This window comes from Pantoea sp. E2023-21, assembly GCF_051302795.1.
GTDB lineage: Bacteria > Pseudomonadota > Gammaproteobacteria > Enterobacterales > Enterobacteriaceae > Pantoea > Pantoea ludwigii_A.
Window position 1 is genome coordinate 1248069 of record NZ_CP195344.1, and the last position, 25603, is coordinate 1273671.

The 25603-nt window shown below is 55.2% G+C and carries 24 protein-coding genes; 13 read left to right on the plus strand and 11 right to left on the minus strand.

The window, feature by feature from the left end:
* Positions 1 to 19: 19 nt before the first annotated feature.
* Positions 20 to 1639, minus strand: coding sequence for a peptide ABC transporter substrate-binding protein (locus ACRQ84_RS05920; protein ID WP_483817460.1), 1620 nt, complete (start codon positions 1637 to 1639; stop codon positions 20 to 22).
* 210 nt (positions 1640 to 1849) lie between these two features.
* Between ACRQ84_RS05920 and mpaA the strand changes: the two genes are divergently transcribed.
* Positions 1850 to 2563, plus strand: a complete 714-nt coding sequence (gene mpaA / locus ACRQ84_RS05925) for a murein tripeptide amidase MpaA (protein ID WP_483817461.1) — start codon at positions 1850 to 1852, stop codon at positions 2561 to 2563.
* On the opposite strand, the gene ycjG is transcribed toward mpaA, so the two are convergent.
* Positions 2532 to 3518: an L-Ala-D/L-Glu epimerase gene (gene ycjG / locus ACRQ84_RS05930; protein ID WP_483817462.1), complete on the minus strand. Its 987-nt coding sequence runs from the start codon at positions 3516 to 3518 to the stop codon at positions 2532 to 2534. The two genes, mpaA and ycjG, sit on opposite strands and share 32 nt — an antisense overlap.
* 142 nt (positions 3519 to 3660) lie before the next feature.
* Here ycjG and tpx point away from each other — a divergent pair, with 142 nt between their 5' ends.
* The 3 genes from tpx to ACRQ84_RS05945 all read left to right on the plus strand — a co-directional run bounded on the left by tpx (position 3661) and on the right by ACRQ84_RS05945 (position 7875).
* Complete coding sequence (gene tpx / locus ACRQ84_RS05935) at positions 3661 to 4164, plus strand: thiol peroxidase (protein ID WP_483817463.1); 504 nt, start codon at positions 3661 to 3663, stop codon at positions 4162 to 4164.
* Between the two features lie 298 nt (positions 4165 to 4462).
* A complete protein-coding gene (locus ACRQ84_RS05940) occupies positions 4463 to 5842 on the plus strand; it encodes a glycoside-pentoside-hexuronide (GPH):cation symporter (RefSeq protein WP_483817464.1) in 1380 nt (459 codons plus the stop codon).
* Positions 5839 to 7875, plus strand: a complete 2037-nt coding sequence (locus tag ACRQ84_RS05945) for a glycoside hydrolase family 31 protein (protein ID WP_483817465.1) — start codon at positions 5839 to 5841, stop codon at positions 7873 to 7875. Before ACRQ84_RS05940 ends, ACRQ84_RS05945 begins: the two co-directional genes overlap by 4 nt.
* A 105-nt stretch (positions 7876 to 7980) precedes the next feature.
* Here the strand turns inward: ACRQ84_RS05945 and tyrR are convergent, their stop codons facing one another.
* The 7 genes from tyrR to pspA form a co-directional block, all read right to left on the minus strand.
* Positions 7981 to 9546 carry a transcriptional regulator TyrR gene (gene tyrR, locus ACRQ84_RS05950; RefSeq protein WP_483817466.1) on the minus strand — a complete coding sequence of 522 codons (1566 nt, stop codon included), beginning with the start codon at positions 9544 to 9546 and terminating at the stop codon, positions 7981 to 7983.
* Positions 9547 to 9781: 235 nt separating this feature from the next.
* Positions 9782 to 10834, minus strand: a complete 1053-nt coding sequence (locus ACRQ84_RS05955; RefSeq protein ID WP_483817467.1) for a TIGR01620 family protein — start codon at positions 10832 to 10834, stop codon at positions 9782 to 9784.
* Entirely contained in the window at positions 10831 to 12228 is a 1398-nt protein-coding gene (locus tag ACRQ84_RS05960) for a YcjX family GTP-binding protein (protein WP_483817468.1), read from the minus strand. Before ACRQ84_RS05960 ends, ACRQ84_RS05955 begins: the two co-directional genes overlap by 4 nt.
* On the minus strand, positions 12209 to 12457 hold the full coding sequence (pspD, locus tag ACRQ84_RS05965; RefSeq protein ID WP_007888070.1) for a phage shock protein PspD: 249 nt from the start codon (positions 12455 to 12457) through the stop codon (positions 12209 to 12211). The genes ACRQ84_RS05960 and pspD overlap by 20 nt, the downstream gene beginning before the upstream one ends.
* 58 nt (positions 12458 to 12515) lie before the next feature.
* A complete protein-coding gene (pspC, locus tag ACRQ84_RS05970) occupies positions 12516 to 12863 on the minus strand; it encodes an envelope stress response membrane protein PspC (protein WP_064738784.1) in 348 nt (115 codons plus the stop codon).
* Positions 12860 to 13087, minus strand: a complete 228-nt coding sequence (pspB, locus tag ACRQ84_RS05975; protein ID WP_064738785.1) for an envelope stress response membrane protein PspB — start codon at positions 13085 to 13087, stop codon at positions 12860 to 12862. Before pspB ends, pspC begins: the two co-directional genes overlap by 4 nt.
* A gap of 64 nt (positions 13088 to 13151) precedes the next feature.
* Positions 13152 to 13817, minus strand: a complete 666-nt coding sequence (pspA, locus tag ACRQ84_RS05980; protein WP_483817469.1) for a phage shock protein PspA — start codon at positions 13815 to 13817, stop codon at positions 13152 to 13154.
* Between the two features lie 164 nt (positions 13818 to 13981).
* On the opposite strand from pspA, the gene pspF reads away from it, so the two are divergent.
* From pspF to ACRQ84_RS06025, 9 genes are all read left to right on the plus strand, one after another.
* Positions 13982 to 14980, plus strand: a complete 999-nt coding sequence (gene pspF, locus ACRQ84_RS05985; RefSeq protein ID WP_483817470.1) for a phage shock protein operon transcriptional activator — start codon at positions 13982 to 13984, stop codon at positions 14978 to 14980.
* Between the two features lie 38 nt (positions 14981 to 15018).
* The gene (locus ACRQ84_RS05990; RefSeq protein WP_483817471.1) at positions 15019 to 15318 is read left to right on the plus strand and encodes a hypothetical protein; all 300 of its coding nucleotides are present in this window, start codon (positions 15019 to 15021) and stop codon (positions 15316 to 15318) included.
* Positions 15319 to 15470: 152 nt separating this feature from the next.
* A complete protein-coding gene (sapA, locus tag ACRQ84_RS05995) occupies positions 15471 to 17093 on the plus strand; it encodes an ABC transporter substrate-binding protein SapA (RefSeq protein WP_064738789.1) in 1623 nt (540 codons plus the stop codon).
* A gap of 2 nt (positions 17094 to 17095) precedes the next feature.
* Positions 17096 to 18061, plus strand: a complete 966-nt coding sequence (gene sapB / locus ACRQ84_RS06000; RefSeq protein ID WP_483817472.1) for a putrescine export ABC transporter permease SapB — start codon at positions 17096 to 17098, stop codon at positions 18059 to 18061.
* Positions 18048 to 18938: a putrescine export ABC transporter permease SapC gene (sapC, locus tag ACRQ84_RS06005; protein ID WP_064738791.1), complete on the plus strand. Its 891-nt coding sequence runs from the start codon at positions 18048 to 18050 to the stop codon at positions 18936 to 18938. Before sapB ends, sapC begins: the two co-directional genes overlap by 14 nt.
* Positions 18938 to 19933, plus strand: coding sequence for a putrescine export ABC transporter ATP-binding protein SapD (sapD, locus tag ACRQ84_RS06010; RefSeq protein WP_483817473.1), 996 nt, complete (start codon positions 18938 to 18940; stop codon positions 19931 to 19933). The genes sapC and sapD overlap by 1 nt, the downstream gene beginning before the upstream one ends.
* Before the next feature lie 2 nt (positions 19934 to 19935).
* The gene (gene sapF / locus ACRQ84_RS06015) at positions 19936 to 20739 is read left to right on the plus strand and encodes a putrescine export ABC transporter ATP-binding protein SapF (protein WP_064738793.1); all 804 of its coding nucleotides are present in this window, start codon (positions 19936 to 19938) and stop codon (positions 20737 to 20739) included.
* A 128-nt stretch (positions 20740 to 20867) separates the two neighbouring features.
* Positions 20868 to 21656, plus strand: a complete 789-nt coding sequence (gene fabI / locus ACRQ84_RS06020; protein ID WP_007892455.1) for an enoyl-ACP reductase FabI — start codon at positions 20868 to 20870, stop codon at positions 21654 to 21656.
* 195 nt (positions 21657 to 21851) lie between these two features.
* Complete coding sequence (locus ACRQ84_RS06025; RefSeq protein ID WP_483817474.1) at positions 21852 to 22973, plus strand: CMD domain-containing protein; 1122 nt, start codon at positions 21852 to 21854, stop codon at positions 22971 to 22973.
* Here the strand turns inward: ACRQ84_RS06025 and ACRQ84_RS06030 are convergent.
* Together ACRQ84_RS06030 and ACRQ84_RS06035 are read right to left on the minus strand one after the other, a co-directional pair.
* Entirely contained in the window at positions 22970 to 23866 is an 897-nt protein-coding gene (locus ACRQ84_RS06030; RefSeq protein WP_064738795.1) for a LysR family transcriptional regulator, read from the minus strand. The genes ACRQ84_RS06025 and ACRQ84_RS06030 overlap by 4 nt on opposite strands.
* 79 nt (positions 23867 to 23945) lie before the next feature.
* Complete coding sequence (locus ACRQ84_RS06035; RefSeq protein ID WP_483817475.1) at positions 23946 to 25535, minus strand: PTS transporter subunit EIIC; 1590 nt, start codon at positions 25533 to 25535, stop codon at positions 23946 to 23948.
* Positions 25536 to 25603: the final 68 nt, after the last annotated feature.

Consider the following 25603-nt stretch of genomic DNA (forward strand, 5'->3'; position numbering starts at 1 on the left):
GCCTGGCTTGTGGTTGGATTTAGTGCTTCTCTATCCACAGCTCGCGGCTGTACGCCACGTCTTCTGGATTGGTGATCGGGTACCCTTTTACCCACGGTTTAATCAAACGTCCGTTGGTATATTGGTAGATAGGCGCGATGGGCGCCTCATCGGCGATGATCTGCTCGGCTTTGTTGTAATCGGTGTTACGCGCCGCGACGCTGGTTTCTGTGCTGGCTTTGGTCATCACCGCGTCGTAATCGGCACTGCGGAAGCGCGCGATGTTGCCGGTGTGAGTCGAAGTCAACAGACTGAGGAAGGTAGAAGGCTCATTATAATCGCCGATCCACGACGCGCGGATCACATCAAAACTGCCACTATTGCGGCTGTCGATATAGGTTTTCCACTCCTGGTTTTGCAAAGTGACATCCACGCCGAGATTCTTCTTCCACATCGAGGCCACCGCGATAGCGATTTTCTGATGGCTTTCCGAGGTGTTGTAGAGCAGTGTCAAATGCAGCGGTTTGCTCGGTCCATAACCTGCCGCCGTAAGCAACGCTTTAGCCTGCGCGTTCAGCTCCTGTTGGCTATGTTGCTGCAGATAACTCTTCATCGGCGTGAAACCGGCAGTTACATCCGGCGTGAAGTGCCATGCCGGTTTCTCGCCGGTACCCAACACTTTCTCCGCGATGATGCGACGATCGATGCTCCACGACAGCGCCTTACGTACGCGCACATCAGCGGTTGGCCCTTTTTCGGTATTAAACGCGTAGTAATAGGTGCCAAGCTGATCCGGCGTATACACCTCGCCAGGCAACTCTTTTTTCAGTAGTGCGTACATGTTTTTCGGGAAAGATTCGGTGATATCGATGTCGTTGGCACGATAACGTTTGGTGGCGGAGGACTCTTCATTAATCGGGATAAAGGTCACTTTCGTCAGCACCGATTTTTTGTCATCCCAATAATGGGCGTTGCGTACCAGCACGATTTTTTCGTTTACCACGCGATCTTGCAGTTGATAGGCACCATTGCCAACCAACTTGCCCGGAGATGTCCAGGTATCGCCCTCTTTTTCCAGCACTTTCTGCGAGACCGGATACATCGCGGCATTGGCAACCATGCTCGGGAACCACGGCACTGGTCGTGACAGTGTCACCTTAAGGTGGGTCGCATCGGTCGCTGTGACGCCAAGTTTGTCGGCACTCATCTGGCCTTTGGTGATCGCTTCAGCGTTTTCAATCCCGCTCAATGCGGCAAACCAGGCGAACGGCGAACTGTTCTTCGGTTCAACTAAACGTTGCCAGCTATAAACAAAATCTTGCGCGGTTACCGGCTCGCCATTTGACCAGCGCGCCTCTTTGCGCAGAGTAAAAATCCACGTTTTGTTATCGTTGCTGCTCCAGCTTTGAGCCACGCCCGGCACGATTTTGCCGTGGGCATCCTGATTAGTCAGTCCCTCAAACAGATCGCGCATCACCTGAATTTCCGGCAGGCCAACCGCCTTCATCGGATCCAGTGATGCGGGTTCATCTTTTATATGGCGAACGATTTCCTGCGTGCTGGCCAACTGTGCGCCCGATGGCACGTTGGCGGCGAATACGGGTGAGACTGCGCTGGCTACAATTAAGGCAGCCAGCGTCTTGCGGAACGTTAGTTTCATCACCACTCCTTTACGCGAAAAAAATGGCGACCATGAAGAGATTTTGTCGCCAGCAACTTTTGGCACTTTATCGCAAATTGCTGATTGATATATAGCTATTTCCCCGCACGCTGTTTACCGTTATCTTGAGGCTGGATTCCCGGTCACATTTTTTACCTTCAGCGCCAGTAGGCCTTTGGCGGTATTGGAAACATTTCATAGAGGAACGTCATGTCGTCATACCATCCCCGTCCGCTGCGCGGCAAGCTGGACGCTGTCTGGCAACAATACGGGCAATCGGTGCTGGGCGCGCCGCTGCTGTGGTTTCCTGCACCTGTCGCAGATGCCGAAAGCGGGCTGATTATCGCAGGCACGCACGGCGACGAGAATGCCGCCATTGCCACCTTATCGGGTGCCATGCGCACCTTGCCGGACGCGCTGCGCCGTCATCACGTTATTCTGGCGGTGAATCCCGATGGTTGTCAGCTGGGGCTGCGCGCAAACGCTAATGGCGTCGATCTCAACCGTAACTTTCCCGCCGCCAATTGGCAGAACGGCGATACGGTGTATCGCTGGAACAGTGAAGCGGATGAGCGCGATGTAGTGCTATCAACCGGGGCCAGTCCCTCATCGGAACCCGAGACCCGCGCACTGTGCCAGCTGATTCATCAGATAAAACCACGCTGGGTGGTTTCCTGGCACGAGCCGCTGGCCTGCATTGACGATCCGCATCACAGCGATTTAGCGCAGTGGCTGGCGCAGCAAACCGCGTTGCCGGTGGTGAGCAGCGTCGGTTATGCCACGCCAGGTTCGTTTGGGAGCTGGTGCGACGATCTCGGCCTGTTATGCATTACCGCCGAGATGCCGCCGATTTCGGTGGACGAAGCCACCGAAGTCTATCTGGAAGCGATGATCAATCTGCTGCGCTGGCAGCCCGCGGTTTAAGTAGGCCGTGCGAGAAATGCAAAGACGGTTCAACATCGGCAGCGAGCCAGGTTGGACCGTCGAGATCCGCAAATGTCGCCCGCGCCGTCAACGGTAACGCTGCACGAATCGCCCGCGAAGTGCAGAGCATGCAGCCGAGCATAATCGCGAATCCCTGCTGCTGCGCGGCCTCTGCGAGCGCCAGCGCTTCGGTTAATCCGCCGGTTTTATCTAGCTTAATATTCACCATCTCATAGCGCCCTTTCAGCTGGGGCAAACTCTCACGCGTATGACAGCTTTCATCCGCGCAGATGGGCAGCGGATGGATAAAGTTGCCCAGCGCGCTGTCTTCTGCGGCGGGCAGCGGCTGTTCCAGCATGGCGACATTGAGATCGGCCAGCAACTGACAGCGCGCCGCCAGGCCTTCGGCATGCCAGGATTCGTTGGCATCGACAATCAAGGTCGCGTCCGGAACTGCGCTGCGTATCGCCACTAAACGTTCGCTGATCAGGTGATCGTCCATTTTGATCTTCAATAACCGCGCGCCATGCTGCCATAGCGCCTGCGCGCTGCTGGCCATCGCGTCTGGCGTATCGATGCTGATGGTATGCGCAGTGACAATCTCATCGGCCAGTGGCACAGCGCATAATTGCACCAGACTTTTGCCCTGCTGCTGACGCTCCAGATCCCACAGAGCGCCGTCAATGGCGTTGCGTGCTGCGCCCGCGGGTAATGCCTGTTGCAGCGCTTCACGCGTCATCCCGCTTTGCAACGTGCTCAGCTGCGAGGCGATCTGCTTGAGTACCGACTCTTCGCTTTCACCGTAGCGAGCATACGGTGTGGCTTCACCCACGCCTTTCACACCATCCTGCTCGATTTCCACCACCACGACATGCGCCTCGGTACGGCTACCGCGTGAAATAACAAACGGCGAATGTAACGGCCAGGCTTCCGGATAACTCTTCACTGTTCTCATTATTTCTCCATAAATCCGTCGTTTAAATGCGAGCCAGCTCGATTATCGCCAGGGTATGCGCTCGTAAACCCTTAAAAATTATGTCATAAACAAGCGCTATACCTTAAAAGTCAGATATTTCATCGTTAAAAAAGGAAATCGCATGTCTCAGACTGTTCACTTTCAGGGCAAACCAGTACCGGTTGCAGGCCACTTCCCACAAGTTGGCGAGCAGGCTAAACCTTTCAGCCTGGTCGCTAAAGATCTTGGCGATGTATCCCTTGCTAATTATGCAGGCAAACGTAAAGTTCTGAACATTTTCCCAAGCATTGATACTGGCGTGTGTGCGGCATCCGTGCGTAAGTTTAACGAACGCTCGGGTGAAGCGGATAACACGGTGGTGCTGTGCATCTCTTCCGACCTGCCTTTCGCGCAGTCACGCTTCTGCGGCGCCGAAAACGTCAGCAACGTGATCACCCTCTCTTCACTGCGTGGCGCTGAATTCAAGGAAAACTATGGCGTGGCGATTGTGGATGGCCCGCTGAAGGGCTTGACCGCGCGTGCTGTGGTGGTGCTGGATGAAAACGATAAAGTGATTTACAGCGAACTGGTAAACGAAATTACCGAAGAACCTAACTACGATGCGGCACTGGCTGCGCTGAAGTAATTTTCGCCTGACTGAAAAGCCCGTCATGTAGATCAAACAGTAAGCACCGAATGATTCAATCTTCGGTGCTTTTTTATGGCGCCATCAATAACGCTCTCTTTTTAAGCCATTGATTAATCATCATACGTAGCATCTCCTCCCGCAAGGTTTCATTTTAGCTGTGATTCTTGTTACCCGTATCACATTAATTAAAAAACATAAAACCCGTAACAAATCCCGCAATTGTTCCTATCCGGTTCGCTACCTATAACTAACCGCTAATTGCCCTTAAGCGATTCAAAGTCCGGCGGGAGTCTTTATGCAAGCAAGCTTAACGATTAAAGAAAAGTTCAGTTATGGTCTGGGCGATATGGCCAGCCATATTGCCATTGATAACGTCATTATTTTTCTCACCTTTTACTACACCGATGTGGTGGGTTTGCCCGCAATCTTTGTCGGCACGCTGTTTTTGCTGGCACGCGTTGCTGATGCGGTGATCGATCCGGCGATGGGCATGGTTGCCGACCGAACCCGTTCACGCTGGGGTAAATTCCGTCCCTGGTTATTGATGCTGGCGGTGCCATTCGGCGCCAGTTGCATGCTGATTTATGCCGTGCCGGAAAGTCTGTCACTCACTGGAAAAATGATCTACGCCGCTGTGACCTACAGCCTGATGATGCTGATGTATACCGCCATTAATATTCCTTACTGCTCGATGGGGGCGATTATCACCGCCGATGATAATCAGCGTATCTCTCTGCAATCATGGCGCTTCTTCCTTGCCACGCTGGGCGGCGCCATGTCCACTTTCCTGATGATCCCGCTCGCCACCTGGCTGGGGGGCGGGAATAAACTGGACGGTTACTTCGCAGCAATGTCGATTATGGCGACACTGGCAACCCTGCTGTTTTTTATCTGCTTCCTCAATACCCGCGAACGTATCAATGCCCCCGCTAACCACGGCAACTTTCTTGCCGATTTGCGCGATTTGTTGCGTAACGACCAGTGGCGCGTGGTGGCATTACTGGTGTTCTGCAATATCTCGTTCGGTGTGGTACGGCTCGGCGCAATGATGTACTACGTCACATATTTCCTTGGCAATGCCAGCTTCTTCATGTGGCTGCTGGCCGCACATATCATTGGCAAGAGCGTCGGAAGCGTGTTGGCTAAGCTGCTGACTCGCCGCTTAAATAAAATCACCGCCTTTACCCTCAGCGCTATCACTGCCGGCGTATTAAGTATCAGCATTGTGTTCCTGCCTCAATCGCTGGCGCTGTTGGTCGGCATGACGTTTATCGTCTCCAGCTTCTATCAGGTCACTACCACGCTGATGTGGGTGATGATGGCCGACGTGGTGGATTACGGTGAATATCGCCAAGGGAAGCGCCTCGATGGCACCGTCTTCTCCACGTTGCTGGCCGTATTAAAAATGGGCATGGCCATCAGCGGTGCGATTGTTGGCTGGACGCTCGGTTTGAGCGGTTACGTTGCTCAGGCACCGCATCAGCAGCCCGCCGCCATGATGGCCATTGTGGCGCTGTTTTCGGTGGTTCCCGGCGTGCTGTCACTGTTAAGCGCGCTGGCAATGCGCGGTTACAAACTTAACGATGCCACCATGCGCACCATCAATCAGAACAAGATGTCAGCCCAACCGGCTGCAACTGCCTCCACCCTTTTACAACCACAGGAGTTGTCATGAGTGAATTACGCGCCGAATCCCAGCGTATTATCTGGACATTTGACCGTCAGACGCTGGTCATCGAACCCTGGGGCGCGCATAGCCTGCGAGTACGAGCCACCTGTCAGCCCGACCTGATTGATCATGACTGGGCGTTGCTATCGCCTGCTGCTTGCGAGGTAGAGATTCAGCGCGATCATGAATCGCTTAGCTTACGTAACGGCAATATCACCGCCACCTTGAATATTCGCGGCCAGCTGGCTTTTTATAATCAGCGCGGGGAGTTGCTGCTGGAGGAGTTCTGGCGTCAGCGCAGCACCGTGGGTATTGGTGCCAGCGAAAAGAGTCAGGACAAATACATCAGCGCCCTGAAGCTGGATGCACGTGCCTTTCGGCCGATTCCAGGTGGTAAATACCAGCTCAGCGTGCGCTTTGAAGCGCGGGCGGATGAGAAAATCTATGGAATGGGCCAGTATCAGCAGGATTGCCTCGACCTGAAAGGCTGCACGCTTGAGCTGGCACAGCGTAACTCGCAGGCCAGCGTGCCGTTTATGGTTTCTAACCTTGGCTATGGCCTGCTGTGGCATAACCCGGCCATCGGCGAAGTGACGTTTGGTAAAAACGGCACCCGCTGGCAGGCCGAGGTGACCGATCAGATGGATTACTGGATCACCGCAGGCGACACACCGGCGGAGATTTTGCGCCAATATGGTCGCGCCACCGGTACAGCACCAATGATGCCCGCGTTCGCTACCGGCTTCTGGCAATGCAAATTGCGCTATCGCACCCAGCAGGAAGTGTTGGAGGTGGCGCGTGAATATCGCCGCTTGCAGCTGCCGCTCTCGGTGATTGTCATCGACTTTTTCCACTGGCCAAATCAGGGAACCTGGTGTTTCGACGCACGCGACTGGCCGGATCCCCGTGCCATGGTTCAGGAACTCAAGGAGATGGGTATCGAAACCATGGTGTCGGTGTGGCCAACGGTTGACAGCAGAAGTGACAACTATCGTCTGATGAAATCCAAAGGGTTGCTGGTCAACAGTGAACGCGGTGTGTCGGTTAATCTCGATTTTATGGGCAATACCACCTTTTTTGATGCCACGCACCCCACCGCGCGCGAGTTCGTCTGGCAGGAAGTTAAGCGCAACTATTATGACCACGGTATTCGCACCTTCTGGCTCGATGAAGCGGAGCCGGAGTATCGCGCCTACGATTTTGATAACTACCGCTATCACCTGGGACCGGTACAGGAAGTGGGAAACATTTATCCGCAGCTGTTTGCTCGCGGATTTTATGAAGGGCTACAACAACAGGGTGAGCGCGAGATCGTCAATCTGGTGCGCTGCGCCTGGGCGGGCAGCCAGCGTTACGGCGTGCTCGCCTGGTCAGGTGATGTTCACTCCTCGTTCCATGCCTTACGCAATCAATTTACTGCCGGGTTAAATATGGCGATGGCGGGTATTCCATGGTGGACCACCGACATTGGCGGTTTTCAGGGTGGTAACATACATGATCCGGCGTTTCATGAGCTGTTGATCCGCTGGTTCCAATGGGCGGTTTTCTGTCCGGTGATGCGTCTGCATGGTTATCGCGAACCGCAGATTGCGCCTGCAGAAGCCTGGCGCGACGGCATTGCCCAATGCAACAGTGGCTCACCCAATGAGGTATGGAGTTACGGTGAGGAGAATTATGCACTGATGAAAAGTTGCCTGATGCAACGTGAGCGGCTGCGCCCCTATATTGATGGTTTGATGCGCGAAGCGCATGAATTAGGCGATCCGGTAATGCGACCGCTGTTCTATCACTATTCGCAGCAGCCAGAGAGCTGGCAAGTGGAAGATCAGTATCTGCTGGGACGCGATCTTCTGGTCGCGCCGGTGCTGCATGCTGGTCAACGTGAACGTGAAGTATGGCTACCTGCCGGCGAGCAATGGATTGCCCGCAATGGCGAGAGCTATCGGGGCGGGCAGCGCATCAACGTTGCCGCACCACTCAGTGAGATTCCGGTGTTTATGCGGGAAGGAAGCCAGGTAGACATACGCGCATCTGAATAAGTGTAGGTTTGCACGCCGGTATTACCGGTCGCAGCTATCGTAGCGGCGCAATTTATTGCGTAATAAATCGCGCTGCTACGGAATGTGCGCTAATTGAATGTGCGATTACTCGCTTTCGTTACGCTTCTGCCCCAATCCATATTCACGCAATTTATTGGCAATTGCGGTATGTGACACACCCAGGCGTTTCGCCAGTTTGCGTGTGCTCGGATAAGAGAGATAGAGACGCGTCAGCACCGAGCGTTCGAAGCGGCTGGTGATGTCATCCAGCGAACCTTCCATCGCCTCTTCACCCAGAGACACATCCAGCGCCTGCTCTGGCAACACAATATCTTGTGGGCCCAGCTCATAACCTTCCAACTGCGTTAACGCACGGTACAGCGCATTCTTCAACTGACGCACGTTACCCGGCCAGTTGTAGCGCGTCAGGAACGGCGTCAGTTGCGATGAGAGGCGCGGACGCGGTAAGCCTTGTTCGTCAGCGAAGCGTGCGACAAACATTTCAGTCAGCGGCAGAATATCCAGAGGACGTTCGCGCAGCGGCGGCAGGTTAAGCGTCAGTACATTCAGGCGATAGAACAGATCTTCACGGAACTCACCGCGTTGCACCAGCTCGATCAAATTCTTCTGGGTGGCGCAAATCACGCGCACATCCACGTGCACTTCATGCTCTTCCCCTACGCGGCGGAATGTCCCGTCATTGAGGAAGCGCAGCAGCTTAGTCTGCATGCGTGGCGACATTTCGCCAATCTCGTCCAGCAGCACCGAGCCGCCGTTAGCTTGTTCGAAGAAACCTTTCTTACCTTCAAGCGCGTTAGGATAAGCGCCTGCAGCGTGACCAAACAGTTCGCTCTCAGCCACATCATCCGGCAATGATGCGCAGTTCAGTGCGAGGAACGGTTTTTTGCCGCGCGCGCTACGTAAATGACAGGCACGCGCCAGCATATCTTTGCCGGTGCCGGTATCGCCAACAATCAACAACGGTGCATCGTGCATCGCCAGCTTGCGCGCCTGTTCAATCACCTGACGCATTTTTGGCGTGACTGCCACAATGTGATCGAACTCGGATTCATCAGTCACGGTGAGATTCTGCAACTGACGGCCCATACGCGCCGTGGATTTCAGGGTGATCATTGCACCGACAGGCAGATCACTTTGCCCCTCTTCTTCAGCCAGATAAATTGGCCGTGCTTCCATCAGGAAATCGCGCCCCTGAATCACCACATGCTGCGCCTGGGCGTCAACACGTTCGTTTTCCAGCCAGCGCTGGAAATTAAAACCGGTAATTAAGGTGCCAACATTTTGGTTACGCAGCTTCTGTTCGTCGAGGGCAAACAGATTTTGTGCCGCCGGGTTCGCCAACTCGACCTTGCATTTCAAATCGATGGATAACACCGGTTCGGGCATTGCTACCAGCAGCGCGCTCAACGCGCGATGTTCACGTTCTGACGGCATAAACGAAACGGTACGCACATCTGTCACGCCAGGTGTACGGCGAATTTCCGCCATCAGATTGCTGAAGGGTTCAAACTCCAGCGCGGTAAAATTGAGGTAAATGCGGCCAAGTGGCGCAATTTCGATGCCACGCAGGTCGATATTGCGGGCAACCAGCAGATCGAGCAACTCGCGCGCCAGACCGATTCGGTCCTGGCAGAAAACTTCCAAACGCATTGCGATGAGCCTTAGTCAGGTTTTGATTTTAATGATAATACGCTAACTTGCAGCGCCTCAGAAGAGGCCTGTCAGGAAAAGTTGACAGCCTGAGGCAGGTGATAGAGAGAAGTGTAGCGGAGCGACCAACAAAAATCCCGCCGAATATGCGATGTAACACAGATAATTTCACCTTTCACGCCAGTAACAGCGTGAAAGGTAAGCAAGTACTGATTATTTAGCAGCCTGCCCTGCTTTATCCCCTTTTTTTTACCAGGGATTCTTTTAGCTGTCCAATTAACTCACGACGAAAATCGCCGAGGCGCGGCTTATCATCTTCCAGCCACGGCAGCGGACGACACAATTCCATCGCTTTAATGCCGAGACGTGCGGTAAGTAAACCGGCGCCGATCCCTTGGGCAGCGCGGGTGGAGAGCCGTGCTGCAAGATCCTGCGACATCCAATCCATGCCGACTTCACGCACCAACTCCGAAGCCCCGGCAAATGCCATATTGAGCAGCACTAAGCGGAACAAGCGGATGCGGCTAAAGTAGCCGAGTTCGATGCCATAAATCGCCGCGATGCGATTCACCAGCCGCAGATTGCGCCAGGCGATAAATGCCATATCGACCAATGCCAGCGGGCTGACAGCAATCATCAGCGTCGATTCGGCAGCGTGACGGCTGATCTCACGACGCGCCTGACGATCCAGCACCGGCTGCACCAGCTGAGCGTATAAGGTGACGATTTCGCGATCGTTGTGGGTTTCGTGCAGCGCCGCATGCCAACGTTGCAGTGCGGGATGGGCTTGATCGAGTTGCGCCTGCTGCGCCAGTTTTTCACAGAACGCCCGGCCTTTCCCCACGCCGTGGCTGTGCAGCAGTTCGCGGCCAATATCGCGCTCTTCGGCACGCTGACGCAGACGATATAAACGCCGCCATTCGCCAATTAGCGCCCCCGCACCCGCCGCAACAATGAAGGTACCGGCCACGCCGGTGCCCAGCGTAAACCAGTCGCGCACCATCCACGCATCGTGCAGCGTTTGCGCGCCCTGCGCCACCACGCTAACACCGAAAATAGCAAGACCCACGCCCACCATTTTACGCCACAGGCTGCGTTTGGGACGCAGCGCGGCTTCCACCACTTTTTCGCCTTCACCCTCTTCCAGTGGCTCAACTTCCGCGGTGGCAAGAAAGGCATTTTCAGCTTCCGCACTAAAGGTCTGCGCGGCGCGCAGCGGCTTTTCCGCTTCCACCGTCAGTGGGCGGGCAAAATCAATCCGCCCTTTTAAAGGTGTTTCGTCGCTCATCGCAATTTATCTCCCAGTAAAAATTCCAGCGCCGCATCCATACGAATGTGCGGCAGCGGCCGGTCAACATCCAATTGCTGCGGCCGGAACTGTTCAAACTGAAAACCCTGTTGCTGCCAGAAGCTATTTCCCGGCAAGCGCGGCGGCACTTCGCCAGGATAAAATGTCAGCGCTTCGTCATCGGCAAGACGATGCCCGCGCAATGCCGGCAACTTCTCACCACGATGGTCGACCAGCCCACTTTCGGTAGCTTGTACCGCGGCCAAACCAAGGCAATCCATGTTAATGCCTTCAAACGCCGCGTTCTGCCATGCGTCCTGCACCAGCTGCTGCAACAGTGACACCATGTTAGCGTGCTGATCCGAGGTGACATGATCGGCTTTGGTAGCGGCAAACAGCAGCTTATCGATCACCGGGGAAAACAGGCGGCGAAACAGCGTGCGCTGGCCGTAGTGGAAGCTCTGCATAAGTTGGGTCAACGCCAGACGCATGTCATTGAACGCCTGCGGTCCGCTATTAAGCGGTTGCAGACAATCAACCAGCACGATTTGCCGATCGAAACGCAGGAAATGATTTTTGTAAAAACCTTTCACCACGTGCTGGCAGTAATAGTTGAAGCGTTGCTGCAGCATGGCAAAGTTGCTACCCGCCGGCGCTTGCGCCAGTTTGCTGATCTGCATCTCCTCGACTTGCGGCCACGGGAAAAACTGTAGCGCTGGCGCACCGGCCATATCGCCAGGCAACACAAAACGACCTGGCTGAATAAAATGCAACCCTTCGGTTTTGCATTGATGCAGATAATCGGTCCATGCAGCAGCAATCGCCGCCAGACGATTTTCATCGGCAGGCGCAAAGGGATCGAGATCGGCACACAAACGGCGCCACTCGGTGGACCAGGCCGCGCGGTCGCCTTGCAGCAGGCCCACCATCTGGCGTGACCAGCTGAGATAATCCTGCGCCAGCATCGGCAGATCCAGCAGCCACTCACCGGGATAATCGACAATTTCGAGGTACAGCGTAGCGGTATCTTTAAAGTGGCGCAGTAGCGATTCATCAGGACGATAGCGCAGCGCCAGGCGCATTTCGCTTACGCCGCGCGTCGGCGTCGGCCACATCGGTGGCGTACCGTAAAGTTGCGCCAGACCTTCATCATAGGTGAAGCGCGGCGTGCCGAGTTCGCGCTGTGGTACGCGCTTTACGCCCAGCAGGCGATCTTCGCGCACCACGGAAAACAGCGGCAAACGTGCGCCGCTGTGGACATTGAGAAGCTGGTTAACCAGCGAGGTGATAAACGCGGTTTTGCCGCTGCGGCTCAAACCGGTTACAGCCAGGCGCAGATGACGGTCAACACCGCGGTTCATCAGCGCCACTAATTCATTTTGCAGTCTTTTCATCGTTCTCCCTGATGAATCGTGCTGATAAGCGTTTGAACGCTTTGCTCAGCAACGGTTCCAGGGCGGCCGCCAGCAACAGGCGCAGCGGACGGCGCGCCACCGATTTCACAGCCCAGCCAGCAATACCGCCAGGCCCGTAAGTTACTGCACTAATGATGATAAATTTCCCCGCCGACATCAACGCAGGTGTCGCGCGACGGCGCAGAGCAGTAAAACGTTGAGTTTGCATAGAGCCTCTTACCTTAATGTAGAAGAAGCGAGCCCATTAGCGGGCTCGGGGATAAAAATCAGATTTGGCGGAAGCGGCTACGCACGCTAAATGTTTCCGAGGTGACATAGCGTTCAATCTCACGCACGTTACGTTCGTCGCTGTGTAGCGTGGCTTCCAGCTCGTCGAGCAGTTCCCGTGCGCTCGGTGTGCGTTCAACCGACGCATCGGCAGGTTTCTCGTCGAGCACAAAGCCCAAAATAAAATAGGCAATAATGGTGAACATAAATAAGCCAAGGAACAGCGACAGCACCACAATCACCCGCAACAAACGCACCGGGATGTCGAGATATTCCGCCACACCGGCGCAAACACCGCGCACTTTTCCCTGCTGCGGAATGCGCCACAATTTACGGCCATTCATCATGGTTGCCTCCAGTTCGGATGTTCGGCATCCAAAATGGCTTCCAGTGCTTCAACACGCTCACGCATGCGGCGTGCATCCTGGGTAATTTGTTGTAAACGCTGCAGGTCACTGGATGATAAATCGGTGCCGCCGTTGCGTTTGTTGCTGTAATGCAGCCATAACCAGATCGGCGCCACAAACAGCACGAAAATAGTTAGCGGTATGGCGAGAAAAAGTGCGCTCATTAATTCGACTCTCCTTAATCATTGACACCCTTTTAACTCGGGCCTGATACCAGGCCCGTGGCGATCACTCTGGGCGATTCATTTTGGCTTTCAGCGCGGCCAGCTGCTGGCTGATTTCATCGTCGGCTTTCAGCTCGGCGAACTCCTGATCCAGACCTTTTGGTTTACCAAAACGCTGGCTTTCTGCTTCCGCTTCCATGTGATCGATACGACGTTCAAAGGATTCGAAACGTGCCATCGCATCATCAATCTTGCCGCTGTCGAGCTGACGACGTACATCGCGTGAAGAAGACGCAGCCTGATGACGCAGCGTTAACGCTTGCTGACGCGCACGGGTTTCAGTGAGTTTTTTCTCCAGCTCACCAATCTCACCCTTCATGCGACCCAGCGTCTCTTCAACTTGAGTCGATTCCTGCTGCAGCGTAACCATTAAATCGGTCAGTTTCTGCTTTTCAATTAATGCCGCACGCGCTAAATCTTCTTTACCTTTATTGATCGCCAGCTCGGCTTTTTCCTGCCATTCAGCCTGCTGAATTTCAGCCTGTTCAATGCGGCGCAGCAGCTGTTTCTTTTCTGCCAGCGCGCGGGCTGAAGTAGAACGGACTTCCACCAGCGTGTCTTCCATTTCCTGAATCATCAGGCGTACCAGTTTCTGCGGATCTTCGGCGCGCTCCAGCAGAGAGTTGATGTTAGCGTTCACGATGTCGGCGAAACGAGAAAAAATACCCATAATGATGTTCCTCAAATTTTGTATGTAGGTGCGCGAGGCGCTCTTTACTAATACAATTCGCGTGCCAACTTTTAATTTGTTGATTTTAGGTGATTTATTTATTTTACAACTTCCAGAACATCACCTAATGTAGTGAAATTGATTAATCAGTGGCGAATTTCATCATGGCAAATGGCAACGACAATCTGTTAGGCGAATCCAATAACTTTATTGAGGTACTGGAACAGGTTTCGCGCCTGGCGCCACTGGAAAAACCGGTATTGGTGATTGGCGAACGCGGCACCGGTAAAGAGCTGATCGCCAGCCGCCTGCATTACCTGTCCAACCGTTGGGAAGGCCCATTTGTTTCTCTCAACTGCGCCGCGCTCAATGAAAACCTGCTCGATTCTGAACTGTTCGGCCATGAGGCGGGCGCTTTTACCGGTGCGCAAAAACGCCATTTAGGACGTTTCGAACGCGCTGATGGCGGCACGCTGTTTCTCGATGAACTCGCCACCGCGCCGATGCTGGTACAGGAAAAACTGCTGCGTGTCATTGAATATGGTCAGCTGGAGCGCGTTGGCGGTAATCAATCTTTGCAGGTGAATGTGCGATTAGTTTGTGCGACCAACGAAGATCTCCCCGCGCTTGCCGCCGCCGGAAAATTCCGCGCCGACCTGCTCGATCGCCTTGCCTTTGATGTGGTGCAGCTGCCGCCGTTGCGTGAACGTCGCAGTGATATCTTGGTGATGGCCAATCATTTCGCCATTCAGATGTGTCGCGAACTCGGCTTACCGCTCTTTCCCGGCTTTAGCGATCGCGCGCAGCTGACGCTGTTGAATCACCGTTGGCCCGGCAACGTACGCGAACTGAAGAATGTGGTTGAGCGTTCGGTTTATCGCCATCATAGCGCCGACGATGAGCTGGATAACATCATCATTAATCCGTTCGCGCCCCGCACGCCGCCAGCCGACGCCATCGCGCAAGCGGTCGACTCTGCCTTGCCTTCCCTGCCGCTGGATTTACGTCAGTGGCAAAACCAGCGAGAACGCGAGCTGGTTGAAGCGAGTTTGCAGCAGGCCAAATACAACCAGCGCCGCGCCGCCGAGTTGTTGCGCGTGACCTATCACCAGTTACGCGCCATGATGAAAAAGCATGGCATCCAGGCGCGCGACGAGGATTAGCCAGGTCGCCATAATCAGTTAAGCGTGCATCGGTCGCCATGAATGGCGCCCCTACGAAAGCGGCGGGTTTTTTAGCCTACCGCACGGTGTTTTTTCTAACTGTTTCGCGCGGAAGCAAGGCGGCAAGCGAGGACATCCCTGGGAGCATACACAAGTATGTGACCAGGGTTGACGCGCGCAGCCAACGCAGCATCCGCGCGAAACAGGACGAAAAAAAAGCCCGCAACAGAGTGCGGGCAACTAATACTGGAAGCAATGTGAGCAATGTCGTGCTCTTCTTCGGTAGAGCCACCGTCGAAGCGCAGATGAATAATAATCATTCTTATTATCATCTGTAAACCCCTAATTGAGAATTTTTCTCATTTCCACACTAATATTGTGATTACCTCATCGCCGCACTGGCGAAAAACACAGCAAAAGTGTCGCGAATTTGGGGTGTACGTGACGTTTGGGATACACTCTCGCTATTGCCTCAGAATCGTTGAGTTCTATGCCAAAATTATTCCCCTCTCTGCTGCTGGGTCTCAGCATGATGAGCGCGTCAGCGTGGGCCGCGCCAACCGACAACATCCGCAACAGCGGTTTTGTCTATTGTGTTAACGGCACGGTTAATACCTTTAATCCACAAATGGTCAGCAGCGGCTTAGTCGTCGATACGCTGGCAGCGCAGTTGTATGACCGGCTGCTGGACGTGGACCCTTATACCTATCGGCTGATTCCTGACCTCGCCCAGAGTTGGGAAGTGCGTGATAACGGCGCAACCTACCGTTTCCACCTGCGGAAAGATGTCGCCTTCCAGCACACTAACTGGTTTAAACCAACGCGTAAGATGAACGCCGATGATGTGGTGTTCAGCTTTGCGCGCATGTTTGACCGTAAACATCCGTGGCACAACGTCAACGGCGGCAGCTATCCCTACTTTGATAGCCTGCAGTTCGCCGATTCAGTGCAGAGCGTGAAAAAGCTCGATAGCGATACGGTTGAAATCCGCCTGAACAGCCCTGACGCCTCTTTCCTCTGGCATATCGCCACCCATTACGCCCCGATTTTGTCGCATGAATACGCCAATAATCTCAGCGCTAAAGGCCAGCAGGAACAGCTGGATCGCGAACCGGTCGGCACCGGCCCGTTCCAGCTGAGCGAATATCGCACCGGACAATATTTACGCCTGGCACGTAATCCGCAGTACTGGAAAGGCGTTCCGCGTTTGCAGCAGGTGGTGATTGACTTAGGCGTGGGTGGCACCGGACGTCTATCCAAACTGCTGACCGGTGAATGCGATGTGCTGGCCTATCCTGCCGCCAGCCAGCTGAGTATTTTGCGCGACGATCCGCGTCTGCGCATGACGCTGCGGCCTGGCATGAATATCGCCTATCTGGCGTTCAACACGCGCAAGCCACCGCTCGATAGGCCGGAAGTGCGTCATGCTCTGGCGCTGGCGATTAATAATGAACGTCTGATGGAGTCCATCTATTACGGCACCGCCGAAACCGCGGCCTCTATTTTGCCGCGGGCGTCCTGGGCGTATGACAATGATGCACGTGTGACCGAATATAATCCGGCCAAAGCGCGTGAGGCGTTGAAAGCGCTCGGGCTGGAAAATCTGCATTTGCGCTTAGTCGTGCCGTCATCGTCACAGTCGTGGAATCCCAGCCCGCTGAAAACCGCCGAGCTGTTACAAGCGGATTTGGCCCAGGTTGGCGTGCGCGTCACCATCGCGCCAGTGGAAGGTCGCTTCCAGGAAGCACAGTTAATGGAGATGAATCACGATCTCACCCTGACCGGCTGGGCAACCGACAGCAACGATCCCGACAGCTTCTTCCGTCCGCTGTTAAGCTGCGCGGCGATACGTTCGCAGACCAACTACGCGCACTGGTGTTCGCCCGCATTTGATGAATCCTTACAACATGCGCTGTTGTCGCAGCAGCTGTCGGCGCGCATAGACAGTTACGACAAAGCGCAGCAGATTTTGGCGCAGGAGTTGCCCGTCTTACCGCTGGCCTCATCGCTGCGTTTGCAGGCCTATCGCCATGATATTAAAGGATTAGTGCTAAGCCCGTTTGGTAACGCCTCATTCGCTGGCGTTTACCGCGATGAGAGCAGCGAGGAATAAGCATGATTATCTATATTTTGCGTCGAGTGGTGCTGCTGCTGATCACCCTGTTTTTATTATCGCTGGTGAGCTTCAGCCTGAGCTACTTCACACCGAATGCCCCGCTCGAAGGCGCCTCGCTGTTTGATGCGTGGTGGTTCTGGTTTAAGGGCCTGCTGCAGTTTGATTTCGGTGTTTCCAGTACCAATGGCCAGCCGATCGATCTTCAGCTGGGCGAAGTGTTTCCCGCCACGCTGGAGCTGTGCGTCATGGCGTTTATTTTGGCGCTGCTGGTGGGTATTCCGCTGGGAATTTGCGCCGGCGTGATGCGCAAAAAATGGCAGGATAAAGCCATCAGCGCGCTGGCGCTGCTCGGCTTCTCGATGCCGGTGTTCTGGCTGGCGCTGCTCTTTACCCTGTTCTTCTCGTTAACGCTCGGCTGGTTGCCGGTTTCCGGGCGTTTCGATTTGCTCTATCCCGTGCAAAATATAACCGGTTTTGCACTGATTGATGCCTGGCTGAGCCCGTCGCCATGGCGCCATGAAATGCTGGTCAGCGCCTTGACGCATATGATTCTGCCGGTGGTGGTGTTGGCTGTTGCGCCAACCACGGAGATGATCCGCTTACTGCGCAGCAGCACCAGCGATGTGATGGACAAGAACTACGTCAAAGCGGCCGCCACACGCGGATTATCGCGTTTCACAGTGATCCGCCGCCACGTGCTGCACAATGCGCTGCCACCGGTGATCCCGCGCCTTGGGCTGCAATTTTCCACCATGCTAACGTTAGCGATGATTACCGAAGTGGTGTTCAACTGGCCGGGCCTTGGCCGCTGGTTGATTAACGCTATTCGTCAGCAGGATTACGCAGCGATTTCCGCTGGTGTGATGGTGGTTGGCGGGCTGGTGATTATGGTTAGCGTATTGTCCGATATTCTCGGTGCGGCGCTTAATCCGTTGAAACATAAGGAATGGTATGCCCTTAGATAATGTCTACGACGAGAAGCGGCTGCCCAGCACGCTGCGTCGCAGCTGGCAGCGCTTGTATCGTGATACCAGCGGCATGATCGGTTTGTACGGCTTTGGCATGCTGCTGTTTCTGTGCCTGTTTGGCGGCTTGCTGGCGCCATACGGCATCGATCAGCAATTCCTCGGTTATCAGCTGCTGCCGCCGTCGTGGTCGCGCTATGGTGATGTTTCTTTCTTCCTCGGCACCGATGATTTAGGCCGCGATGTGCTTAGCCGCTTGCTGAGTGGCGTGGCGCCCACCGTGGGTTCGGCCATGCTGGTGACCGTATTAGCGGCGCTTTGTGCGCTGGTACTCGGCGTGTTTGCCGGTATCACGCACGGTGTGCGCTCAGCGGTAATGAATCACGTGCTGGATACCTTGCTGTCGATTCCCTCGCTGCTGCTGGCAATTATCGTGGTGGCGTTTCTCGGCCCGCGTCTTGAACACGCGATGTTGGCGGTATTTCTGGCGCTGATCCCACGTCTGGTGCGCGAGATCTATACTGCTGTGCATGACGAGATGGAAAAAGAGTATGTGGTGGCGTTGCGCCTCGATGGTGCGCGTAACCTGAATATTTTGTGGCATGCGGTGCTGCCCAATGTGCTGCCGCTGCTGGTGAGTGAGTTTGCTCGCTCGCTGTCCATGGCCATTCTGGATATCGCCGCACTCGGTTTCCTCGATCTTGGCGCGCAGCTACCCTCACCTGAATGGGGTGCGATGCTCGGTGACGCGCTGGAGCTGATCTACGTTGCGCCCTGGACGGTGATGCTGCCGGGCGTAGCGCTAATGGTTAGCGTATTGATCGTTAACCTGCTGGGCGACGGCATTCGTCGCGCAGTAGAAGCGGGAGTTGAATAATGCCGCTATTGGATATCCGTAACCTGACCATTGAATTTATGACCGCTGACGGTCCGGTCAAAGCGGTTGATCGCATCAATCTGACGCTCACCGAAGGCGAAATCCGCGGTCTTGTGGGTGAATCAGGTTCCGGCAAAAGTCTGATCGCCAAAGCGATTTGCGGCGTCACCAAAGACAACTGGCGCGTGACCGCCGATCGCATGGTGTTTGATGATATCGATCTGCTGCGCCTGTCACCGCGCGAACGCCGTCGCATTATCGGCCATAACGTGTCGATGATTTTCCAGGAGCCGCAATCCTGTCTCGATCCGTCTGAAAGCATTGGGCGCCAGTTGATGCAGGCCATTCCGCGCTGGACCCACAAAGGCCGCTGGTATAAACGCCTATGGTTCTGGCGCAAAGTGCGGGCTATTGAGCTGTTGCATCGCGTCGGCATCAAAGATCACAAAGACATCATGCGCAGTTTTCCGTACGAATTGACCGACGGCGAATGCCAGAAAGTGATGATCGCCATTGCGCTGGCCAATCAGCCGCGTTTGCTGATCGCCGATGAACCGACCAACGCGATGGAACCGACCACGCAAGCGCAGATTTTCCGCCTGCTGAGTCGCCTCAATCAGAACAACAACACCACCATTTTGCTGATCAGCCACGATCTGCGCACCATGAGCCACTGGGCCGACCGTATCAATGTGATGTACTGCGGCCAAACGGTGGAGAGTGCTCAGAGTGAAGAGTTGATGGATACGCCGCATCATCCTTACACGCAGGCACTGATCCGGGCGATGCCCGATTTTGGTAGCGCGCTGCCGCATAAAAGCCGTCTGAATACGCTGTCTGGCGCGATTCCGTCGCTGGAACACCTGCCGATTGGCTGTCGTCTGGGGCCGCGTTGCCCGTATGCGCAACGTAAGTGTATCGAAACGCCGCGCCTGACCGGCAATAAAGCGCATCTGTTCGCCTGTCATTTCCCACTGAATATGGAGAGCCAGTAAGCATGGAAACGCTACTGGAAGTGCGCAATCTGAGTAAAACCTATCGCTATCGCACCGGGCTGTTTCGTCGTCAGCACGTTGAGGCGGTGAAAGGCGTGAGTTTTACCCTGCGCGAGAAACAGACGCTGGCGGTGATTGGTGAAAACGGCTCGGGCAAATCCACGCTGGCGAAAATGCTTAGCGGTATGGTCGAGCCCAGCGAAGGCGAAATGCTGATTGACGATCATCCGCTGGAGTTCGGCGACTACGGTTATCGCAGCCAGCGCATTCGCATGATTTTTCAGGATCCGTCAACCTCACTCAACCCGCGTCAGCGTGTGAGTCAGATTCTTGATTTCCCGCTGCGCCTGAATACCGAACTGGATGATGAAGCGCGCGAAAAGCGCATCATCGCCACGCTGCGCCAGGTGGGTTTGCTGCGCGACCACGCCGGTTACTATCCCCATATGCTGGCACCGGGCCAGAAGCAGCGTCTGGCGCTGGCGCGTGCGCTGATTCTGCAGCCAAAAGTGATCGTCGCCGATGAAGCCCTCGCCTCGCTGGATATGACCATGCGTTCGCAGCTGGTGAACCTGATGCTGGAACTGCAAGAGAAGCACGGCATTGCCTATATTTATGTCACGCAGCATCTTGGCATGATGAAGCACATTAGCGATCAGGTGCTGGTGATGCATCACGGCGAAGTCGTGGAGCGCGGCGGCACCGCCGATGTTTTGGCCTCGCCGTTGCACGACCTGACCAAACGGCTGATCACCAGTCACTTTGGTGAAGCCTTAACCGCCGAAGCCTGGCGCCGCGAGCGTTAAGGCGCGGAAAACGCGGTGCGATTTACCGCATTTGTAGAGACGTGCTAGACTTCGCACGAGATTAACGTCGGTCGCCTACTTTTCAACCATCGCGACCGCCAACAACAATGACCAAAAGGATTACAGCTATGGGTTTTCTTTCCGGTAAGCGCATTCTGATTACTGGCGTTGCCAGTAAACTCTCAATCGCCTACGGTATTGCGCAGGCGATGCACAAACAGGGCGCAGAACTGGCTTTCACCTACCAGAACGACAAACTGAAAAGTCGTGTGGAAGAGTTTGCTAAAGATCTGGGTTCAGACATTGTTCTGCCATGCGATGTGGCTGAAGACGAGAGCATTACTGCGCTGTTCACCGAACTGGCAAAAACCTGGCCGAAATTTGACGGTTTCGTTCACTCCATCGGTTTCGCACCTGGCGATCAGCTGGATGGCGACTACGTGAATGCCGTTACCCGTGAAGGCTTCAAAATCGCACACGACATCAGCGCCTACAGCTTTGTGGCGATGGCAAAAGAGTGCCGCGCGATGCTGAACCCGAATTCTGCCCTGCTGACCTTGTCTTACCTGGGTGCAGAGCGCGCGATCCCGAACTACAACGTAATGGGTCTGGCGAAAGCCTCGCTGGAAGCCAACGTGCGCTATATGGCGAACGCGATGGGTCCAGAAGGCACGCGTGTTAACGCCGTTTCTGCGGGTCCAATCCGTACCCTGGCGGCGTCAGGCATCAAAGACTTCCGTAAGATGCTGGCACACTGCGAAGCGGTGACCCCGATTCGTCGTACCGTTACCATCGAAGACGTAGGTAACTCTGCTGCCTTCCTGTGCTCTGATCTGGCGGGTGGTATCACCGGTGAAGTGGTACACGTTGATGGCGGCTTCAGCATCGCCGCAATGAACGAGCTGGAACTGAAATAAGCTACGTTGGGTCGCCATTCATGGCGACCTCTTTTGCAAAACATCCCTCCTTATACTCGTAAGCTATTAATTATTCCCCATCATTCTTTTGCCGTGGACAGCCGTTCAGCGACGATAAGCCAGCCCTTTGTTGTATGCCTGCTTTTCAGATTCGCACGCTGTGCAGCAAGTCCGTTTTTAGCGAAAGGAATGACCATGGAACAACGCCGTTCTCCCGGCCATGACCACTGGTTTTATGAAAGCCAGACTCGTCCGAATAGCACCGCCACCGCACCGCTGGTGCCCGAAGCCGCCTATATCGAAGATCGTTTCCTGCTGGGTTTGCAACAGGAAGCGACAGCGTTACAACCGCTGCTCTCGCGATTTCAGCCTGCTTTATTGGCCGCGCGCGATGTCAGCCAGCTTCTGTTTCCCGATACGCTCGCCACCAGCTTGACGCACACGTTGACGCTGTACGATCGCCTGAGCACCGCGCTAACTGTTGCGCAAGTCGCCGGTGTGCAGCGCTTATGCAACCACTACTCTGCCCGACTTAATCCGTTGCCCGGCCCCGACTCTTCACGCGAAAGCAATAATCGTCTGACGCAAATTACCCAATATGCGCGGCAGTTGGCGATGCAGCCCGAACTGATCACCGCTAATAGCATCAGCGCGCTGGACGCGGTGGGATTAACCGAGCCTGATATTGTCACGCTGAATCAATTGGTGGGGTTTGTCAGCTATCAGTCGCGCGTGGTGGCGTCTTTGCAGGCGATGATGGGCCTGCCGGTGCGCTGGATTCCGGGCGTTTCGCCGCCGCCAGATGCTAATGCGGAGCTGTTTACGCGTAATGACGACTGGCAGCACGCGTTAAAACCGGTTCAACTGCGCTACGCCAGCGCCGATCAGCTGGCAGCAGTTACCTTCTGTCAGGGGATTAAGGGGTTGGATGATGCCATGTGGCTGCTGGTGCATGATGCGCAAGCGCTGTACGGTTTCGCTACCCTGAAGCAGCGGCTAAGCGAACATTTCGCGCAGGATGAAGTATTGGCGCAGGCAGTCAGCGCGCGGGTGCTGGGTTGTCGACGCCAGTTTGATCACGTGCCTGATGAATGGCGCGCTGCGCTATTGCAGGATGTAGAAAGCGCAAGCACGACATCGCCGGTGATTTCACTCAGCGCCCAGCTCACTCGCCTGCCCGATCGCTTCAGCGCTGCACATTTGCAGCCGCTGCTGAACGCCGGCTGGGGCAGCGAACGCCTCTTTACGCTGTTACACGCGGTAGCCTTTGCCAGCTGGCAGGATCGCTTGCTGATGGCGCTCGGCGAATCACGTTAATCGGGTAGATGCCTGCGCGCTTCATCAAAGAAATGCTGAGCCAGCGGCGATGCTCTGCCCGGCTCGGCAATCACTAATGCCGCCTGCCTGCCCATCGGTGCCATCTCAATTGGCCGCCGCGCCAGATTCTGCATCAGCCCCGGCAACAAATGTCCGCGTGGCGATACCATCACGCCGAGGCCAACCTGCGCACTTTGCAACAGTTGCATGATCGACGCGCTCTCAACGATGACGCGCGGAATCAGCCCGGTTTCACGCAGCTGCCCATCAAGATAGCGACGAAAATAGCGTGTAGGCTCCGCCAGACACAGCGGCTGACTGGCCAGCGTGGCGAGCGAGATGCTCTCCTGCTCTAGCAGCGCCGGAAAATGCGCCGGACTGAACAGCGCTTCGACGCCTGGATCTTTCAACAGCGCGGTTTGGAAATGCAGCTCACGCAGTGACGTCAGTTCAAAGAAGCCGATACCGCCATCCACCGTGTGGCTGTTGAGCGCTTCCAATAGCTGATCGGCGCTCATCGCGGCAACGCGATAATCGAGCTGCGGATATCGCGCTTCCACCGCTTTTAATAACGCTGGCAATGCCACGCTGCACTGCGGCATCACACCCAGCCGCAACGTGCCGTTGACGCCATGCTTGAGCGACTCCACTTCCAGCTTCAATCCCTGATATACCGAGACAATCTCCCGCGCCCACGTCAGTACGCGCTCGCCTTCTGGAGTAAAGCCATCGAAATTGTTGCTGCGGTTAATCAGCGACAGCCCTAATTCGCGCTCAAGATTTTTTAAACGCATCGACAAGGTCGGCTGGCTGACAAAACTGGCTTCTGCCGCGCGACCAAAGTGGCGTTCGCGCTCCAGATTACACAGGTAAATTAATTGTTTGATGTCCATGGAAAGCAGAATTGGCTGGAAAACAGCAGTGTATCATGGCGGATGTCGCTGCGCTGATGCCACGCGCAGCGACAGCGCGTTACGCCACGCCGAGGGCAGTTTTTACGTCGTTGGCGATCTTCTCGACCTGCGGACCGTAAATCACCTGCACATCATGTTCGCTAACGCGATTAATGCCGTTCGCACCGGTAGTGAGTAGCGTTTGATCAACGACTTCATTCATCTGTTTCACCCGCACGCGCAACCGCGTAAAACAGCAATCGACGTCCTCTATATTGGCTTCACCGCCCAGCCCGCTGATGATCACCTTGGTACGTTCATCGGCGGCAACCAATTCAGGTTTCTGCTCCTCGTCCGATTCGCGCCCCGGCGTTTCCACGCGCATGCGGGTAATGACAAAACGGAAGCCGTAGTAGTATATCGGCACATAAATCACGCCAAGGACAATCGTCCACCACCAATGGGTTTTGCTGCCGCCAAGGATGCCGAATACCACCAAATCGATCGCGCCGCCCTGCACGTTACCAATCATCAGATGCAGCATCGACATCAACATAAATGACAGGCCGGTTAACAGCGCATGCAGGATATATAGCACCGGCGAAACGAAGATGAAACAGAACTCCAGCGGTTCGGTGATGCCGGTGGTGAATGAGGTCAGCGCACCCGCCAACACCAGCGCTTTGACGCGCTGTTTATGCTCGGGTCGCGCGGTGTGATAGATCGCCAGCGCAGCGGCCGGCAAGCCAAACATCATCACCGGAATTTTGCCCTGGGCAAGAAACTGCGTGGCGCCACGCACCGTAGCGTCCGGGATGACGCCAGGATGTGTCAGCGAAGTGTTGAAGATGTTGAGCGCCCCGACGATGCTTTGCCCATCAACCGTTGCCATGCCGCCAATGGGGGTAAAGCGCACCGTTTCATTGAGAATGTGATGCAGGCCGGTGGGAATCAGCAGGCGTTCACTGGTACCAAGCAGAAACGCACCATATTGCCCACTTTTACCAATCATCAACCCCACCCACGCGATCCCTGCGCCGATAGTCGGCCATATTAAGGCCAGCAGCACGCCGACCAGCGGCAGAACCACCACGGTGACAATCGGCACAAAGCGGCGCCCGCCGAAGAAGCTGATCGCCGTCGGTAGCTGCTGAGTGTAAAAGCGGTTATGCAGCAGCACGGTAATCAGTCCGGCAATGACCCCGCCCAGCACACTCATGTTGTAAGTGAAGATGCCGAGCATGTCGATATATTCGGCCGACGTCATCATCGCCGCGGTTTGGTCCATGCCCGCTTTCTGCAGCGCTTCTGGCGTGGTGGTCGCCGCCGTTAATCCTTTAGACGCCAGCGTTGAGCTGATACCGACGTTCATGGCGATGTAGCCAATGACGGCGGCAAACGCCGCCGTGGGTTTCTCCGCTTTCGCCAGCCCGATAGCGCTGGCCACGGCAAAAAACAGCGGCAGATTGGCGAACAGCGCGCCCGCCACTTTGCGGATGAACCCGATGATCAGTTGCGGCACTTGCATATTGGCGAAAGCATCGCCGGTGATGGCCGGATTTTGCATAGCGGCGGCTAACCCGAGAAAGATCCCGGCGGCGGCGATCACCGAGATCGGCATCATTAAGGCTTTACCGAAGGCGTGAATTTGGCTGGCCAGATTCTTCATGCTGCGTGCCCTTTTCAAAATGGAAAGAGCAATTATTAGTCAGTTATCTCGGCAACACGTAACCGCAA